15 protein-coding genes are annotated in these 17,993 nt (G+C 74.5%); 12 read left to right on the forward strand and 3 right to left on the reverse strand.

Annotated features, from left to right (window positions below):
- Positions 1-13 precede the first annotated feature (13 nt).
- A complete protein-coding gene (locus tag B9L22_RS09175) occupies positions 14-3,439 on the reverse strand; it encodes a GH36-type glycosyl hydrolase domain-containing protein (RefSeq protein ID WP_086150097.1) in 3,426 nt (1,141 codons plus the stop codon).
- On the reverse strand, positions 3,436-4,173 hold the full coding sequence (locus tag B9L22_RS09180) for a TetR/AcrR family transcriptional regulator (protein ID WP_082774551.1): 738 nt from the start codon (positions 4,171-4,173) through the stop codon (positions 3,436-3,438). Before B9L22_RS09180 ends, B9L22_RS09175 begins: the two co-directional genes overlap by 4 nt.
- Before the next feature lie 141 nt (positions 4,174-4,314).
- On the opposite strand from B9L22_RS09180, the gene B9L22_RS09185 reads away from it, so the two are divergent.
- The 5 genes from B9L22_RS09185 (at position 4,315) to B9L22_RS09205 (ending at position 9,803) form a co-directional block, all read left to right on the forward strand.
- A complete protein-coding gene (locus tag B9L22_RS09185) occupies positions 4,315-5,604 on the forward strand; it encodes an extracellular solute-binding protein (protein WP_061268126.1) in 1,290 nt (429 codons plus the stop codon).
- A 15-nt stretch (positions 5,605-5,619) separates the two neighbouring features.
- Positions 5,620-6,543 carry a carbohydrate ABC transporter permease gene (locus B9L22_RS09190; RefSeq protein ID WP_021481814.1) on the forward strand — a complete coding sequence of 308 codons (924 nt, stop codon included), beginning with the start codon at positions 5,620-5,622 and terminating at the stop codon, positions 6,541-6,543.
- Position 6,544: 1 nt separating this feature from the next.
- Complete coding sequence (locus tag B9L22_RS09195) at positions 6,545-7,438, forward strand: carbohydrate ABC transporter permease (RefSeq protein WP_086150098.1); 894 nt, start codon at positions 6,545-6,547, stop codon at positions 7,436-7,438.
- Between the two features lie 23 nt (positions 7,439-7,461).
- The gene (locus B9L22_RS09200; protein ID WP_306303317.1) at positions 7,462-8,631 is read left to right on the forward strand and encodes a glycoside hydrolase family 1 protein; all 1,170 of its coding nucleotides are present in this window, start codon (positions 7,462-7,464) and stop codon (positions 8,629-8,631) included.
- A 158-nt stretch (positions 8,632-8,789) separates the two neighbouring features.
- On the forward strand, positions 8,790-9,803 hold the full coding sequence (locus B9L22_RS09205; RefSeq protein WP_086150099.1) for a LacI family DNA-binding transcriptional regulator: 1,014 nt from the start codon (positions 8,790-8,792) through the stop codon (positions 9,801-9,803).
- A gap of 37 nt (positions 9,804-9,840) precedes the next feature.
- On the opposite strand, the gene B9L22_RS09210 is transcribed toward B9L22_RS09205, so the two are convergent.
- Complete coding sequence (locus B9L22_RS09210; RefSeq protein WP_086150100.1) at positions 9,841-11,799, reverse strand: glucoamylase family protein; 1,959 nt, start codon at positions 11,797-11,799, stop codon at positions 9,841-9,843.
- A gap of 215 nt (positions 11,800-12,014) precedes the next feature.
- On the opposite strand from B9L22_RS09210, the gene B9L22_RS09215 reads away from it, so the two are divergent.
- The 7 genes from B9L22_RS09215 to B9L22_RS09245 are packed head-to-tail and all read left to right on the forward strand — an operon-like array spanning position 12,015 to position 17,927.
- Complete coding sequence (locus B9L22_RS09215; protein ID WP_043654671.1) at positions 12,015-12,317, forward strand: urease subunit gamma; 303 nt, start codon at positions 12,015-12,017, stop codon at positions 12,315-12,317.
- A gap of 43 nt (positions 12,318-12,360) precedes the next feature.
- Positions 12,361-12,735, forward strand: a complete 375-nt coding sequence (ureB, locus tag B9L22_RS09220; RefSeq protein ID WP_086150101.1) for an urease subunit beta — start codon at positions 12,361-12,363, stop codon at positions 12,733-12,735.
- A 3-nt stretch (positions 12,736-12,738) separates the two neighbouring features.
- On the forward strand, positions 12,739-14,457 hold the full coding sequence (locus tag B9L22_RS09225) for an urease subunit alpha (protein ID WP_086150102.1): 1,719 nt from the start codon (positions 12,739-12,741) through the stop codon (positions 14,455-14,457).
- Between the two features lies 1 nt (position 14,458).
- On the forward strand, positions 14,459-15,256 hold the full coding sequence (locus B9L22_RS09230; RefSeq protein WP_233139910.1) for an urease accessory protein UreF: 798 nt from the start codon (positions 14,459-14,461) through the stop codon (positions 15,254-15,256).
- Positions 15,249-16,091: an urease accessory protein UreG gene (ureG, locus tag B9L22_RS09235; RefSeq protein WP_233139911.1), complete on the forward strand. Its 843-nt coding sequence runs from the start codon at positions 15,249-15,251 to the stop codon at positions 16,089-16,091. The genes B9L22_RS09230 and ureG overlap by 8 nt, the downstream gene beginning before the upstream one ends.
- 20 nt (positions 16,092-16,111) lie before the next feature.
- Positions 16,112-16,942, forward strand: coding sequence for an urease accessory protein UreD (locus B9L22_RS09240; protein ID WP_198947261.1), 831 nt, complete (start codon positions 16,112-16,114; stop codon positions 16,940-16,942).
- Position 16,943: 1 nt separating this feature from the next.
- Complete coding sequence (locus B9L22_RS09245; protein WP_086150103.1) at positions 16,944-17,927, forward strand: energy-coupling factor ABC transporter permease; 984 nt, start codon at positions 16,944-16,946, stop codon at positions 17,925-17,927.
- Positions 17,928-17,993: the final 66 nt, after the last annotated feature.

A 17,993-nucleotide genomic window follows, 5' to 3' on the forward strand; every position in this document is an offset into this window, starting at 1 on the left:
CCGGCGGCCGGGCCTACGACCCGGCGGGCACCGTGACCTCGACGTGCGCGGCGTCCCCGAGGTCGCGCGTCGCGACGACGACGCCGCGCTGCCGGTAGTCGCCGGTGCGCAGGGTCGCCGGCACGGGCGCGAGCGCGTCCGGGCCGCTCCCGGCACGCACCTGCACGCCGTCCCCGGTCGCCGTGACGCGGTAGACCACGCGGCGCGTGCGGCCGCCGAGGTCCAGGTCGACGGCGAGGCCGTCCGCGGCCGCGGGCAGCACCGGGTCGACGACGATCTCCCCGCCGCGCTCGGTCAGCCCGAGGACGCCCTGGACGAGCTGGCGCAGGTAGATGCCGGGGCCGCTGGAGTACACGCGCCACCCGCCGCGCACCCCGACGCTGCCGTCGCGGAGCCCGTCGAAGTCGCGCGCGAAGCTCTCGCGGTCGGGGAAGTCCGCGTCGCTCGACGAGAAGTAGGCGTTGCGCTGGCGCGGGGCGGCGTGCGCGAGGCGCCGACCGAGGTCGACCGGGCTGATGCGCAGCAGCTCGTCGAGCGCGCGGCCGCGGCCCAGGGCCGCGAGCGCCTCGACGTAGCGGATGTGCGCGTGCACGTACATGAGCCCGATCTCGCGGCCGACGTTCGCGGCCTGCTCGGCGCGCAGGAACGTGTGCGGCACGCCCTCGTCGAACGCGGCCGGGTGGTCCATGAGGCGCACGCCGTCGGGGAAGTGCAGGTGCTCCAGCACGAGGCGCTCGTGGTCCGCGGCCTCCTCGGGCGTGAGGATGCCCGCGATGATCGACTGCGTCATGGGGATGAGGCGGTACCGCATCCCGGAGACGGTGTCCGACGGGTGGATGACGAGCTCGTCGCCGTCGGCGCCGTGACGCACGTACCCGGCGAGGACGCCGTCCACGAGGGCGCGCTCGCGCAGGTCCGCGCGGACCTCCGCCGCGAGCGTGCCCGCGCGCCCGGAGAGCGCGGCGAGGTCGTCGCGGCCGGCGGTCGTGCGGGCGAGCAGCTCCGCGGCCTGCACGAGCAGCGCGGAGGTCCACGTCGACGCCAGGTCGGTGCGCATCCGCGGGTCGGCGGGCTGGAGTGTGTCGTCCCAGTCGCCCTCGCCGTAGGCCGGCAGCGCGGTGCCGGGCAGGCGGTCGCGGTCGAGGTGGTCGAGCAGGCGGGCCACGTGGTCGCGGACCGTCGCCGCGGCGTCGGGCCCCGAGGCGGCCGGGCGGCGCTGCTCGTGGTCCCAGAACGGGACGTGCTCGTCGAGCACGGCGAGGTCGCCGCTCGCCTCCAGGTACTGGGCGAGCGCGAACAGCGGCCACACCACGACGTCGCCGTGCGAGGAGTCGTTGTACCGCTCCGCGTAGGCGTCGAACATGAACCACTGCGGGAACTCGCCCCACGTGTGCTGGTGGGCCAGGACGCGCAGCACGATCTCGCGCGCGACGTCGTGGCGCCCGCCCGCGAGCGCGAGCTCGAACGGGCCCTGGCACACGTCGCGCGTGCCCCAGGCCGCGCCCGAGTACTGCTCCAGGCCGTGCGGCACGAGGAAGTGGATCAGCGCGTCGTGCGCGTACCAGGGCACGAGGAGGTCGAGCTCCTGCGTCTCGACCGTCGCGTGCGGCGCGAACCGCAGCCCGCGCACGACGCCACGGACGGTCTCGACGTGGCGCGCGAGGGTCGCGTCGATGTCCGCCAGGGGGTCGAGCGCGCCCGCGAGGAGCCCGAGCGCGGCGTCGGTCCCGCGCAGCGAGCCGGTGAGGGCGAGCGTGAGCGACCCGGTGCCGGTCGTGCTCGTGAGGCGGCGGGTCGCGGCGCCCTCGGCGCCGGTCTCCGAGCCGGCCTCCGAACCGGCCTCCTCGATGACGAGCCGCGCAGACGACGCCAGGGCGTACCGCAGGTCCGGGTAGTGCGCGTCGACGTCGCCGCCCGGCACGGGCCGCACCACGACGGCGTCGCCCGGGGCGGCGGGGACGTGCTCGGCGAGCCAGCCGCCGGCCTCGTCCTCGAGCTCGAGGGTCGCGGTGACGTGCAGCGGGCGCTCGCAGCGCACGGCGACGTCGATGCGGTTCTCGCGGTCGTGCGCGACGGTCCGCACGTCGACGCGCCCGAGCGGCGTCTCGTAGAGCCAGCGGACGCCGCCGACGTCGAGCACGAGCGCGGACGGCAGGCCGAGGAGCCGGGGCCCGCGGCCGTCGTCGACGAGCACGCGCAGGCCGCTGCTGCGCACGAGGTTGAGGTGGTGGCGGTGCACGGTCGCGAGGCGGTTCGCCGTGGTGTTGCCGAGCACGACGTGCGACGCGAAGACGCCGGGCGCGAACGCCGTCGTGGAGAGGACGTCGTCCGTGGGCAGCACGTCGTCGCCCGCCTTGAGCACGTGCCCGTGCGAGCGCTCGGTCACGGTGTCCTTGCGCGCGTCGACGACGTGCGTCCCCGTCGCGGTGAAGAACGACAGGAGCGTGCCGTCGGCGTCGCGCTCGGGCAGGAGCACCTCGTCGGCGGCGAGGCCGACGGCGGCGAGCAGCCCGGCCTCGTCGAGCTCGTCGCCCGCGAGGAGCGGGGCGTCGCGCAGCGCGGAGGCGGTCGGCGTGAAGCGCGCGGTCGGGCGGTCGGCGGCCGCGGCGGCGACCGCGGCGGCGGCCCAGCCGGACACCTCGTCGAGGTGGGCCGCGAGCGGCCCGGGCGCGTCGGCGTCGACCACGGTCACGGCGTGCACGACCGCGGTCCCGGTCGAGAGGTCGAGCGGGCGCGAGACGAGCGTCGGCATCGCGTACTCGTACTGGAGCACGCCCGGCTGCACGGGCCCGAGCAGGCCGTGCGGCAGCCCGTCGCGCCGCGAGCGCGCGGTGAAGACCTGGAGCGAGTCCGTGAGGTGCGCGACGGCGCCCTCGACGAGGAACGCGACCGCGAGCGGGAGGCGCGGCTGCGCAGACATGGTCTGCCGGCTGACGAGCACGGTCCCGGCGTCGGGGTGCTCGAGCGCGCGGTGCAGCAGGTACTGGCACACGTACGGCTCGCTCGACAGCGCCGCGGCGGGCGGCGCGAGCGCGAGGTCCTGCGCGTGCACGACGTCGTAGCGCGTGCCGGCGTCCGTCGCGGGGCCGGCCGTGAGGTCGACGCGCCAGACGAGCGCGCGCCCGTCGAGCGTGAGCGCGACGCGCGTGGCGAGCCCGAGCGCGGCGCCCGACCACACGACGCGGTCGGCGCCGACCTCGACCGCCGTCACGGCGGGGGCCGAGCCTGTGAGGCGCGCGACCTCGACCGTGCCGTCGGGGCGGGTGGCGCGCAGCAGGATGCCGCCGGGCATGCGGTCGTGCTCGCCCGGCAGGTACTGGTTCACGAGCAGGCCGTCCGTGCTGACGGCGCGCACGTCGCCGCCGCCGGTGAGCTCGACGGTCAGGCCGCCCGAGGTGAGCGTGGCGCGGGCGGGGGTCTCGGTCGCGGTGAGGGTCACGCGGTCTCCTGCTCGGTGGTGCGGGGCTCGGGTGCTGCGGGCGACGTGCCGTCGGGGCGCAGCAGCGCGAGGAACTGGTCGAAGAGGGCGACCATGTCGACGTTGTCGGGGTCGAGCAGCCACTGGAGCTGCAGGCCGTCCATGACGGCGGAGAAGAGCTGGCCGATCGCGGCCGGGTCGACCTCGGGACGCAGCTCGCCCCGGGCGACGGCGTCCTGGAAGCGGGTGTCGTCCTGGTGGCGCAGCGCGCGGTAGCGGTCGCGGACGACGTCGTGCGCGGGGTGGGTCGCGTCGGTCGCCTCGGCGGCGACGACCACGTGGAGCGACACGAGGCCGGGCGTCTCGGCGTTGCGGCGCACCTGGTCGCGGATGGTCGTCAGCAGGTCGGCGCCCGCGGCCTCGTCCTCGCCGCGGCGCACCCGGTCGCGCCGGTCGCGCTCCTCCAGGGTCGCCGTGAGGAGGCCAGCCTTGCTGCCGAAGTGGTGCAGCAGCCCGGCCTCGGAGATCCCGACGCGGGCCGCGATCTCGCGCAGCGAGCTCCCGCGGAAGCCCTGCTCGCCGAACACCTCGACCGCCGTGCGGAGGATCTCGCGGCGGCGCTGCTCGCCGCGGACGATGCGACGGTCGGGGAGGCCGGCCGCCGTCGTGCCGCGAGCGCCCGTCGCGGTCGTCGTCCCCGGGCCCCCGGCCGTCCCCGTCGTGGCGCCGCCACCTGCGGGGTCGCTCTCGTTCATCACCGTCTCCTTCGGCAGGTCTGTCGGCGCCAACGGTACGGCCTGGACGCCCCGGTTGAAAATACTAACCGAGCGCACGCTAAGGTAGTTTCCACAGCGGCTCACACGGACGAGCCGACTGCTCGATGAGGAGGATTGCTCATGAAGCTCGGACGCAAGGCGGTCGCCATCGGCGTCGTCGGACTCCTGGCCCTGACCGCGTGCGGTCGCGCGGACGACGACTCCACGGGTGGTGAGACCAGCGCCGGCTCCACCACGACGGTGGACGACGCGCCCGCGGAGGGTGACATCACGATCTGGGCGATGGGTGAGGAGGGCGAGAAGCTGCCCGACTTCGTCCAGGGCTTCACGGAGGAGAACCCCGACGCGAACGTCGAGGTCACCACGATCCCGTGGGCCGACGTCATGACGAAGTTCCAGACCGCCGTCGCCGCGGGCACCGTGCCCGACGCGATCATGATCGGCTCGTCCTTCATGCCGACGATGGTCGCGACCGGCGGCCTCGCCCCCGTCCCCGAGGGCCTCGTCGACAACGACGACTTCGTCGAGGGCGCCGCCGCCTCCACCGTCGCCGACGGCGTCGCGTACGGCGTGCCGTGGTACGTCGAGACGCGCGTCCTGTACTACCGCTCCGACCTCGCCAAGGCCGCGGGCGTCGAGGCTCCCACCAGCTGGGAGGAGCTCACCGCGTTCGCGGAGGCCATGAAGGCCAACGGCTCGACCTACGGCCTCCAGCTCCCGATGGGCGACGCCGAGGACTCGACGCAGGTCATCCTGCCGTTCTACTCGCAGGCCGGCGGCTCCGTCCTCAACGAGGCCGGCGACGGGTTCGACCTCGACAACCAGGCCATGGTCGACGCGCTCGACTACTACGCGTCCTTCTTCACCGAGGGCCTGTCGCCGCTGTCCGGCTACGGCGACTCGCAGAACAGCGCGTTCGTCGACGGCTCCGACCCGGCGTTCATCTCCGGCCCGTGGATGGTCAACGTGCTCGCCGACCTCCAGGGCGAGGACTGGGTCGAGCAGAACGTGGCCACCGTGCCCGTGCCCGCCGGCTCCGCCAACAACGACTCCTACATCGGCGGCGCGCACCTCGGCGTCTTCGCCGAGGCCAAGAACGCCGACGGCGCCTGGAAGCTGATCCGCTGGCTCTCCGAGCCCGAGACGCAGCAGGCGTGGTTCGACGCGACGAGCGACCTGCCCGCGCTGAACAGCGCGTGGGACTACGAGGCGCTCACCTCGAACCCCCGCACCCAGGTGCTCCAGGAGCAGCTCGAGAACACGATCGCCCCGCCGACCGTCCCGAGCTGGGACGAGCTCTCGGCCACCATCGAGACCGAGGCCGAGAAGGTCGCGAACGGTCAGGTGACCTCCGAGGACGCGGCCAAGGCCATCCAGGCCAAGGCCGACACGCTCGGGCTCGGCTGGTAACAGGGCCCGTCAGTCATGACCACCACCACCGAGGGACGGCGCCGGCGTACGGCCGGCGCCGTCCACCGGCGACGGCAAGCGCTCGTCGCCTGGCTGTTCGCGCTCCCGTTCGTCGCGGTCTTCACGGTCTTCATGCTGGGGCCGCTGCTCGCGTCGTTCGGGATGTCGTTCTCGGACCTCACGATCCGTGACATCAAGACCCCGTTCGCGGTGAACTTCGTCGGGATCGAGAACTTCACCGGCGTCTTCCAGGACGAGCTGTTCCGCAAGGCGCTGGTCAACACCTTCTACTTCGTCCTCGTCGGCATCCCGCTGACGATGGTGCTCGGCCTCGCCCTGGCCGTCGCGCTCAACTCGGGCATCGAGAAGTTCCGCAGCGTCTTCCGCGTCGGCTTCTACACGCCCGTCGTGACGTCGATCGTCGCCGTGGCGGTCGTCTGGCGGTTCATCCTCCAGGACTCGGGCCTCGTCAACACCGTGCTCGGCTGGGTCGGGATCGACGGCCCCGACTGGCTCAACGACAGCACGTGGGCGATGCCGTCGATCATCCTCATGGCCGCGTGGCGCAACATGGGCACGCTCATGATCATCTTCCTGGCCGGCCTGCAGGCGATCCCGCGCGACGTCTACGAGGCGGCCGAGGTCGACGGCGCCGGCTCGTGGCGGCGCTTCCGCTCCATCACGGTCCCGCTGATGCGCCCGACGCTGCTGCTCGGCGCGGTGCTGCTGTCGGTCGGCTTCCTCCAGGTGTTCGAGGAGCCCTTCGTCATGACCAAGGGCGGCCCGGTCAACTCGACGCTGACCATCAGCTACTACGTCTACAACCAGTTCGGGTACGGCAACTACGCGTTCGCCTCCGCAGCCGCGTACGTGCTCTTCGCGCTGATCGCCGCCCTCGCCGCCGTCCAGTTCCGCCTGCTGCGGTCGAAGGAGGATTGACATGACCGTCACGTCCTCGCGGACCCCCTCCGCGACGTCGGCCCCCCAGGACGCGCCGCGCCGTCGGCCGCGACGCCCGATCCGCTGGTCGTGCGGCGCCACGTACACCGCGCTCGTCGTCGGGCTGCTCCTGACGCTCATGCCGTTCATCTGGATGGCGCTCGGCAGCTTCAAGACGCAGGGCGAGCTCCTGCAGCGGCCCATCACCTGGTGGCCCGAGAACCCGACGCTCGACAACTACGAGCGGTGGCTGTCCCAGCTCAACTACGGGCAGTACTTCACCAACTCGATCGTCGTCGCCGTCGCCGTGGTGCTCGGCAACATCGTCTTCTGCTCGATGGTCGGCTACGCCCTCGCGAAGATGCAGTTCCCCGGCAAGAAGGTGCTGTTCGCGCTCGTCATGCTCACGCTCATGGTCCCGGGCGTCGTCACGCTCGTGCCGATGTTCGTGCTCGTGTCCAACATGGGGCTCGTCAACACCTACCCGGCGCTCATCCTGCCGTTCCTCGCCGGCCCGCTCGGCGTGTTCCTCATGCGGCAGTTCATGCTCGGCATCCCGGACGCGCTCATCGAGGCCGCCCGGATCGACGGCGCGGGCGAGTTCCGGGTCTTCTTCCGGATCGTGCTCCCCCAGTGCGGGCCGCCGCTCGCGACGCTGAGCATCCTCACGTTCCTCGGGTCGTGGAACAACTTCCTGTGGCCCCTGGTCGTCGCGCAGACGGAGAACATGTACACCCTCCCCGTCGCGCTCTCGCTGTACTCGGTCGGCTCGAACGGCACCTACTACGGCCTGCTCATGGCCGGGTCCGTGCTCGTCGTGACGCCGATCCTCATCCTGTTCCTGTTCCTGCAGCGCTACTTCGTGCAGGGCATCGCCATGACCGGCATCAAGTGACCGGCGACCGACGAGGAGAGCCTGTGTCGATCACCTTCCCCGAGTCCTTCGTCTGGGGCGCCGCCACGGCGGCCCACCAGATCGAGGGCAACAACGTCAACAGCGACTGGTGGGCGCGCGAGGTCGACCCGGCCTCGACCCTCGCCGAGCCGTCGGGCGACGCCGCCGACTCCTACCACCGGTACGCCGACGACATCCGGCTGCTGGCCGAGTCCGGGCTCACCTCGTACCGGTTCTCGATCGAGTGGGCGCGCATCGAGCCGGCCGAGGGCCGCTTCTCGCGGGCCGAGGTCGACCACTACCGCCGCATGATCGACTGCTGCCTCGAGCACGGGGTCACGCCGCTCGTCACGCTGCACCACTTCACGTCGCCGCGCTGGTTCGCGGAGGACGGCGGCTGGACCGACCCGCGGTCCGTCGAGCGGTTCGCGCGGTACGTCGAGCACGTGCTGCCGCTGCTCGACCGCGCGTCGCACGTGTTCACCATCAACGAGCCGAACATCCTCGCGATGATGATCACGGCCGCCAAGGGCACCGAGCAGCTCCAGGCCGGCACGATGCACGCGCCCGACCCGGTCGCGACCGAGCACCTCATCGCCGCGCACCGCCGGGCCGTGGAGCTCGTGCGGACCGTCGGGGTGCCCGTCGGGTGGCCCGTCGCGCCGCAGCAGTTCTTCGCCGACCCGGGCGCCGAGGAGGTCCTGCGCGAGTACGCCTACCCGCGCGAGACCGTCTTCCTCGAGGCCTCGCGCGGCGACGACTTCGTCGCCGTCCAGGCCTACACGCGCACGCGGATCACCGTGGACGGGCCGCTCCCCGCGCCGGAGGACTCGGAGAAGACGCTCACCGGGTGGGAGTACTACCCGGCCGCCATCGCAGAGGCCGCGCGCCTCGGGCACGAGATCACCGGCCTGCCGGTCCTCGTCTCCGAGAACGGCATCGCGACGGCGGACGACGCGCGCCGCATCGACTACACGCGCGACGCCCTGCGCGCGCTGCACGCCGAGATGGAGGCGGGCCTCCCGCTGCTCGGCTACCTGCACTGGTCGCTGCTCGACAACTACGAGTGGGGCTCGTTCGCCCCGACGTTCGGTCTCGTCGCGTGGGACCCGGAGACCTTCGAGCGCACGCCCAAGCCCAGCCTCGGCTGGCTCGGCGGCGTCGCCCGCGGGACCGTCTCGCTCGACGACTGAGCGCACGCACGGCGGCCCGGTCCGGACCTCACGGTCCCGGCCGGGCCGTCGTCGTCCGGGGAGGTCCGGTCGCGACCCGGGGCCTCGCTACGATCCGAGGTCGGGGCACGCTCCCCGGCCGGACCGGCCGCGGGTCGCACGACGGACGGAGGGCTCGGATGGCAGCGTCGCAGCCGGGTCAGCGCGTCCCCCTCGCCCGGGTCGCGGCCGACGCCGGGGTGTCCGTCCCCACGGTGTCGAAGGTGCTCAACGCGCGCCCGGACGTCTCGGCGGCGACGCGCGAACGGGTCGCGGAGGTCCTGCGGCGCCACGGCTACGAGATCCGGCCCCCCACGTCCCGGCGGACGGGGCTCGTCGACGTCCGGATCGTCGACTTCGAGGGCCCGTGGTCCGAGGCGGTCGTGCGCGGGGCGGTGGCGGAGGCGCGGCGCCTCGGGCTCGACGTCGTGCTGTCCGTCGAGCTGGACCCCGACGACTGCGGCGCGTGGGTCCGGCACGCGCTCGCCCGCGGCACCGACGGTCTCGTGAGCGTCGTCGCCGTGCCCGACGCCGAGGCGCGCGCCGCGCTCGCCACGGCCGGGGTGCCGCTCGTCGTCGTCGACCCGCGCCGCCGTCCGCCCGAGGACGTGCTCAGCGTCGGGGCGGCCAACTTCCAGGGCGCGCTCGAGGCGACGGCGCACCTGCTCGCCCTGGGGCACCGACGGATCGCGACGATCACGGGCGTCCCCGAGCAGGACAACGCGCTCGCCCGCCTCGCGGGCTACCGCGCCGCGCTCATCCAGGCGGACGTGCCCGTCGACGACGACCTCGTACGCCTGAGCACCTACGGGGTCGCTGCGGGCTACGAGGAGACGCAGCGGCTGCTCGCCCTCGACGACGCCCCGACGGCGATCTTCGCGTGCAGCGACGACACCGCGCTCGGCGCGCTGCGGGCGCTGCGCGAGGCGGGACGCTCCGTGCCGGACGACGTCTCGCTCGTCGGGTTCGACGACCTGCCCGTCGCGCCCTGGACCGACCCCCCGCTCACCACGGTGCGCCAGCCGCTCGTCGAGATGGGCGCCTCGGCCGTCGCGCTCGTGCACCGGGAACGCAGCGCGAGCGGCCGCACCCTGCGCACGGAGCTCGCGACGAGCCTCGTCGTGCGCGCGTCGACCGCCGTGCCGCGCGCCTGACGCGCGCGGCACGGCGGTCGGCCGCGGTGCGTGGGGGTCAGCCGCAGGAGACGCCCGCGTAGCGGTACGGCAGCTCCTGGACGGTCGCGCCGTCGTCGGACGTCACCGTCACGGTCGCGGTGCCCGACGGGATCTCCGCCGTGCGCGCCGAGAACGCCCGGTAGGTGCTGCGGTGCGGGGCGACGTCGTCGTACGACCGCGTCCCGTACGGGGTGGCGAGCTCGACGGTCGTACGGCCGTCGGACGTGCTGGTGGCGCGCACCGCGACGGCCGCCCGGTTGCCGAGGCAGCGCGCCTCGACCTCGACGTCGGCGCCCACGCCGGGCGTGAGGTCGGCGACGGCCGAGAACGTCTCCGCCTCCATGAGCGGGCGCAGCGCCTGCTCGAGCTGGTCGTCGACGAAGTAGTCCTTGAGGCGCGAGTCGTCGAGGACGTTGCCGATCGCGGCGACGATCATCGCCTGGTCGAGCGACAGGTAGCGCTCGGCGACCGTGCCCGAGCGGACCGCGACCGAGTCGTAGAACCCGCCCGGCCCGTACGCGTCGAGGTCGTCGGCGAGGTGGGCCAGGTTGTCGAGCACGCCCTCGGTGTCGTACGCGAGCCCGAGGAACGACGCGTGCGGCGTCACGACGCCGTCACCGAACTCCGGCGCCGGGTTCGTGGCCTCGCGGCAGCCCTCGAAGCCGAGGTCGACGTCGGTCTCGCCGTCGGACAGGTAGCCGTCGGAGCGTAGGCCGATCGCGTCGACGCCGTACTCCGCGTACCCGCCGAAGGGGTTGCTCGCGGGCGAGAATCCCCAGGCCCCGTACCCGGCCTCGTCGAGGCCGTGCTCCTTGTGCGCGCGCACCACGAGCGGGTGGTTGACGCCCCACGACGTCGGGCCCCACTCCGCCTCGGGGACGAGCATGTCCGGCATGAGCGCCTCGAACATCGAGCCGCCCCAGCCCGGCACGACCGCGAGGTCGCGGTAGCGGTACGCCCCCTCGAACACCGGGACGCCGAGGTGCTCGCGCGTCTCGCCGATCGGCTTCTGCTCCTGCCACGACCAGTCGCACGTGTCCGGGAACGTCCGGTAGCTCGCGTAGTAGGCCTCCGGCGGCACCTCGCCCTGGGCGATGCCGAGGTAGGTCGCGATGCGCGTCTCCGAGACCGTCGTGTCGTAGTTGTGGCACGTGTAGTAGACGTCGGTACCGGTGCCGAGATAGTCCCCGGCGACCGAGCACCCGGGCGGCTCCTCGTCCCAGAACCCGCCGCGCAGCAGCCCGACGCCGAGGTCCGGGCGCGCCTCCGCGTTGTAGAACGCGCCGAAGTGCATGCCGTCGTAAACGGCCAGCGCCTCCTCCGCGAGGCTCGGCTCCGCCTCCGCGACGACGCGCAGGCCCGCGGCCAGCCAGCCGTTGTCCACCGAGCTGAGGAACTGGTGCACCGGGTTGCCGTCGTCCGGCCACGTCTCCACCCGGTCGCCCGTCGCCGGGTCGTACCAGTTGTAGAACATGCCGCTCGCGTCGTGGCGGTCGAGCGACGCGACCGTGTCGATCGTCGTCGCGAGGCGGTCGCGCGCCTCGGCCTCGTCGACCAGGCCCAGGTCGCGCGCCACGACGGTGGACCACAGCCAGCCGCCGATGTTCGTCGGCGAGGTGTACGCGCTGCTCGACGCGGGGTCCAGGTCGCCCTCGATGTTGTCCGCGGGCAGGCCGGTCTCCTCGTCGGTCATGGCCTCCAGCGAGGTGTACGTGTCCTCCAGGTACGTCTCCAGCGTCGCGCGCTGCGCGCCCGTCAGGGCGGGCTCGGGCTGCCCGACGGCGGACGTCGCCGTCGCCGGGAGGCTCGCCGTGCGCGGGGCGCCCTCGGCGGCGGCCGGGGCGCTCTCGGCCGCGGCCGGGACGGCGAGGCCCGCCGCGAGCGCCAGCCCGCCGGCGAGCCCACCGGCGACGAGGCCCGTCGCCCTGCGTCGGCGCCGCGTCGTCTCGCACGCGCGGTCGGTCGATCCATCCATCAGGCACTCCTTCGTGTCGCGGCCCCGAAATTTCGGCCGAACTTTCCGAATGGGGGCGGAGAGAGTAGCCCTCGGTCGAGCAGGGGTCAACGGCTCGCCCGGAGCCGGCGCACGACGGCGGAGGCGTGGCGGGCGGCGACCCGCGCGGAGCGGGTACACGAACGTATAACGCGGGGTATACACGCCGGAAACGCGGGCGCGACAGGATCGCGGCCATGCACCTGACGCCCGCCGACACCGAGAAGCTGCTGCTCGCCGTCGCGGGCATGGTCGCCCGCGACCGGCGCGAGCGCGGCGTCCTGCTCAACTACCCGGAGACGGTCGCCCTCCTGACGACGTGGGTGATCGAGCGGGCCCGCGAGGGGGCCGCCGTGGAGGAGCTCATGGTCTCCGGGCGCGCCGTGCTGGGCCGCGACGAGGTGATGGAGGGCGTCGCGGAGATGCTGCCCGACGTCCAGGTCGAGGCGACGTTCCCCGACGGGCGCAAGCTCGTCACCATCCACCAGCCCATCGCCTGAGCCGGTCCCGGCGACGCGACGCACGACGAGAGGACGGCGAGGCATGGCAGGCATCAGCACCTCGGGACCGGGCGCGATCCGGCTCCGGGAGGGCGCGGAGGACGTGCCGCTCGTCCTCAACGCCGACCGCTCGGACGACGAGCGCGTGACCCTCGTCGTGACGAACACGGGCGACCGGCCCGTCCAGATCGGCTCGCACCTCCACCTGCCCGACGCCAACGCGGCGCTCGACCTCGACCGCGCGGCGGCGCACGGCTTCCGGCTGGACGTGCCGTCCGGCACGTCGCGGCGGTTCGAGCCCGGCGCGTCCGCCGAGGTCCAGGCCGTCGCGCTGCGCGGCCGACGGCGCGTCCCCGGGCTCCAGCGCGGCAAGCCCGACGGCGGCGCGCTTGACCCCACCGCACCCGAGGAGGACTGACGCATGGTCGCGATCTCGCGCGAGCGCTACGTCGCGCTCTACGGCCCGACGACGGGCGACCAGGTGCGCCTCGGCGACACCGACCTGTGGATCGAGGTCGAGGAGGACCGCACGTTCGGGGGCGAGGAGGTCGTGTTCGGCGGCGGGAAGTCGATCCGCGAGTCGATGGCCCAGGGCACGACGACCCGCGCCGAGGGCGCGCTCGACACGGTGATCACCAACGCCGTCGTGCTGGACTGGTGGGGCGTCGTCAAGACGGACGTCGGCATCCGCGACGGGCGGATCGTCGCGCTCGGCCGCGCGGGCAACCCCGACGTCGCGGACGGCGTGCACCCCGATCTCCACATCGGCCCGAGCACGGACGTCGTGAGCGGCGAAGGCCGGATCCTCACCGCGGGCGGCATCGACTCGCACGTGCACCTCATCTCGCCGTCGCAGGTCGTCGAGGCGCTCGCCACGGGCATCACGACGGTCGCGGGCGGCGGCACCGGCCCGAGCGAGGGCACGAAGGCCACGACGGTCACGCCCGGCGCCTGGCACCTGGAGGCGATCCACCGCTCGCTCGACCGGCTCCCGGTGAACGTCCTGCTGCTCGGCAAGGGGAACACCGTGAGCGCCGAGGGCCTGCGCGAGCAGGCGATGGCCGGCGCGGGCGGCTACAAGGTGCACGAGGACTGGGGGTCCACGCCCGCGGCGATCGACGCCGCGCTCCGGGCCGCCGACGACTGGGGCCTGCAGGTCGCGCTCCACTCCGACTCGCTCAACGAGGCGGGGTTCGTCGAGTCGACCCTGCGGGCGATCGGCGGCCGCTCGATCCACGCGTTCCACGCCGAGGGCGCGGGCGGCGGGCACGCGCCCGACATCCTCACCGTCGCGAGCCACCCGAACGTCGTCCCCGGCTCGACGAACCCGACCCTCCCCCACACGGTGAACACCGTCGCCGAGCACCTGGACATGCTCATGGTGTGCCACCACCTCAACCCGCAGGTGGCGGAGGACCTCGCGTTCGCCGAGTCGCGCATCCGCGGGACCACGATCGCCGCCGAGGACGTGCTGCACGACCTCGGCGCCATCTCGATCACGTCGTCCGACGCCCAGGCCATGGGGCGCATCGGCGAGGTCGTGACGCGGACGTGGCAGGTGGCGCACGTCATGAAGGCGCGGCGCGGCCCGATCCCCGGCGGCGCCCCCGGTCCCGTCCTGCCGGCCGACAACCTGCGCGCCCGGCGCTACGTCGCGAAGTACACGATCAACCCGGCCGTCGCGCACGGGATCGACGCGCACGTCGGGTCCGTCGAGCCCGGCAAGCTCGCCGACCTGGTCCTGTGGGAGCCGAAGCTGTTCGGCGTGCGGCCGAGCGTCGTCATGAAGGGCGGCGCGCTCGTGTGGGGCGCGCTCGGAGACCCGAACGCGTCCATCCCGTCGCCGCAGCCCGTGCTCATGCGGCCCGCGCTCGCCGACGCGATCGGGGCCGACGTGTCCGTGTCGTTCGTGTCGCCCGCCGCGCTCGACGACGGCCTCGCGGAGCGGCTCGGCCTCGCCCGGACGCTCCTGCCCGTGGCCGGGACGCGCGACGTCGGGAAGGCGCAGATGCGGAACAACGACTACCTGCCCCGGATCGACATCGACCCCGAGTCCTTCGCGATCGAGGTCGACGGCGAGCTCGTCGTCCCCGCCCCCGCCGACCGGCTGCCCCTCGCGCAGCTCTACTCGCTGTTCTGACATGGACGGCCTCCCCCGCCACGACGCCGACGGGCGCGCCGAGCTCATGCTCGCGCTCCTCGCCGACGCGCGGCTGCCGACCGGCGGCCACACGCAGTCCGCAGGCCTCGAGCCCGCGCTGCGCGCCGGGATGCCCGCCGCGCGCGTCCCCGACTACGTGCGCGCCCGCCTGGCCACCGTCACGCGCACCGAGGCCGCGACCGCCGTCGTCGCGCGGCACGCGGCGCTCGCGCCCGACGACGGCCCCCCGCCCGTCGCGGTCGCCCTCGCCGACACGTGGGTCGCGTGGGCGGCGCGGACGCCGTCACCTGCGCTCCGCGAGACGTCGCAGCGGCTCGGCCGGGGCTACCTCCGGCTCCTGCGCCGCCTGTGGGCGGGGCACCCCGCGGTCGCCGCGCTCGACGCGGCGGCGGCGCTCGTCGCCGCCGCACGCCCCACGGACGAGCGACGCGGCGGTCCGGGCGACCGACCGCCGTCGGGCCGCCGGGCGCCGCAGCCCCCGCGCCCCCTGGTGCTGGGGGTGACGGCCGCGTGCGCGGGGCTGTCCGCGCTGCAGGTCGCGCGCCTCGTCGGGTACGAGGACGCCCAGACCGTCGCCGCGGCCACGCTCAAGCTCGAGCCCGTCGACCCGGTCGTCGCGACGGGCTGGGTCGTCGCGTCCCAGGCCGCGATCGACGCGCTCGCCCACGACGTCGCCCCCCTGACCGACCCCCGCGCGATCCCCGCGCACGGCGCACCGCTCGTCGAGCAGTGGGCCGAGACCCACGCCCGCACCACCGAGAGGCTGTTCAGTGCCTGAGAACCTGCCCGACGCCCCGATCGCCCCGACCCCCACGACCCGCTCGCTGCGCCTCGGCGTCGCCGGCCCCGTCGGCACGGGCAAGAGCTCGCTCATCGCGCTCCTGTGCCGCGAGCTGTCCGAGGTGCTGCGGCTCGGGGTCATCACCAACGACATCTACACGGACGAGGACGCGCGGTTCCTGCGCTCGGCCGGCGTGCTCGACCCCGAGCGCATCCGCGCGGTCGAGACCGGCGCGTGCCCGCACACCGCGATCCGTGACGACGTGACCGCCAACCTCCTCGCCGTCGAGGACCTCGAGGAGGACTTCGCGCCGCTCGACGTCGTGCTCGTCGAGTCCGGCGGCGACAACCTCACCGCCACCTTCTCGCCCGCGCTCGTCGACGCGCAGATCTTCGTGCTCGACGTCGCCGGGGGCGGCGACGTCGCGCGCAAGGGCGGACCGGGGATCGCCCGGGCTGACCTGCTCGTCGTCAACAAGACCGACCTCGCGCCGTACGTGGGGGTGGACGTCCCGCGCATGGTCCTCGACGCGACGGCCGCGCGCGACGGCGCCCCCGTGCTCGCGCTCTCGCGCCTCGACCGCGAGTCGATCGACACGCTCACGACGTGGGTGCAGACGCTGCTCGCGGCGCACCGGGCCGGCGCGCACGTGCCGCAGGACCCGGGTCCGATGGCGCCCCACTTCCACGCCGACGAGGACGGCGGCGGCTTCCTCCACACCCACGGCGAGGGCGACGCCGCGCACGACCACTCGCGCGCCCACGACCGCTCCCCCGCCCACGAGCACGACGCCGCAGCCGCGGAGCCGGCGACCGCGCCCGGGCGCGGCTGACCCCGGGCGACGGGCCGCACGTGGACGACGTGACGCGCGTCGGGGCGTACCGGGAGGGCGGCCGCGTGCGCTGCGACCTGCGCCCCGGCGCGCTGAGCCCGCGCGTGCTGTCCACGAGCCCCGGGACGGTGCGCATCGCGCTCGTCGCGACGCGCGCGCTGCTCCTGGGCGGCGACCGCGTCCGGGTCGAGGTGCACGTCGGGCGCGGCGTCGAGGTCGAGCTGGTCGAGGTGTCGGGCACCGTCGCGTACGCCGGGCGCGGCCGGTCCGCGTCCTGGGACGTCGCGGTCCAGGTGGACGACGACGGCCTCCTCGTCTGGGACGCGCTGCCCTTCGTCGTCGCGGACGGCGCAGACGTCGACCGGCGCACCGACGTGCGCCTCGGCACGGGCGCCGTCGCGCTGCTCCGCGAGACGCTCGTGCTCGGCCGGACGGGCGAGCGGGGTGGGCGCCTGCGCTCGCGCACCCGAGCCACCGACGAGACCGGGGCCCCGCGAGAGTCATCACCCGCGGGGGGCACGCCCCGGGCGGCGCGCGAGCTCTTCGTCGAGGACCTCGACCTCGACGACGACCGGGCGCTGCCCGGGATCCTCGGCGACGCCCGCGTCGTCGACTCGGTGCTGTGCCTGGGCGCCCGGCCGCCCGCGGCGCACGCCGCCGCCCCGTCCGGCCCCCTGCGGCTCGACCTCGACGGACCGGGCGCCGTCGTCCGCCACCTGGGGGCGAGCACCCACGACGCCGGCACCGACGGCCTCGTCACCGCCTGGGCGGCGGCCGTGCGCGCCACGCGCGGCCTCCCCGACCCCGGCCTCCCCGACCACCGCACCGCACTGCTGACGACAGGAGCCTGACATGCACGTCCCCGACCACTTCCTCGACGACCCCACGTCGGCGACCACCGCCGTCGTGTCCCTCGCCGCCGTCGGGTACGCCGCGTACCGGGCACGCGAGGACCTCACCCCCCGGCGCGTCGCGCTCACGGCCGCGACGACCGGGTTCGTCTTCGCCGTGCAGATGCTCAACTACCCCGTCGCCGCCGGCACGAGCGGGCACCTCATGGGCGGGGCGCTCGCGGCGGCGCTCGTCGGGCCGTGGCTCGGCGTCCTGTCCGTGACCGCCGTGCTGCTCGTGCAGGCGCTCGTTTTCGCCGACGGCGGGCTCACCGCCCTGGGCACGAACGTGCTCCTCATGGCCGTCGTCGGGACGCTCGTCGGCTGGGCGGTGACGCGCGGCGTGCTCCGCGCGACGCGCGGCCGGGGCGCCGCGGCCGCCGCCGGCACCGGTGCGCTCGTGAGCGTCCCGGTGTCCGCCGCGGTGTTCGCGGGCCTCTTCGCCGTCGGCGGGACCGTGCCGGTCCCCGTCGGCGAGCTCGTCGGCCAGATGCTCGGCGTGCACCTCCTCGTCGGGCTCGGCGAGGCGCTCATCACGGCCGGCGTCGTCGGCCTCGTGCTCGCCGTCGCGCCGGGCGTCGCGGCCGTCGAGGCCCGCCGGGCCCCCGCGCTCGCGCCGTCCGCCCCCGTCGCCGCGGTGCGGCGCGCCGTCCTCGCCCTCGGCACCGGGGCGCTGCTCGCGGCCGTCGTCGTGTCGTCGTTCGCCGCGGCGACGCCCGACGGGCTCGAGGCGACCGCCGAGTCGGTCGGGTTCGCCGACGCCGCGCGCGACCACGCGTTCGCGGGCGCACCCCTCGCGGACTACGGCGAGGTCGGCGGGATCTTCGTCGGCGTCGCAGGGCTCGTCGGCCTCGCGCTCGTCGTCGCGCTGACCGTCGGGGTGCTGGGCGCGGGCCTGCGCGCCACCGGCCGTCGCACGGCGCAGGACGGCGTGACCGGATCGTGACTGCCTGACACGCCCCGTTAACAACCCGGGCAGAACGCCCGAAACACGCCGTCACTAGCGTCGACG

This window comes from Cellulosimicrobium sp. KWT-B (assembly GCF_002127155.1).
Classification (GTDB): Bacteria; Actinomycetota; Actinomycetes; order Actinomycetales; family Cellulomonadaceae; genus Cellulosimicrobium; species Cellulosimicrobium funkei.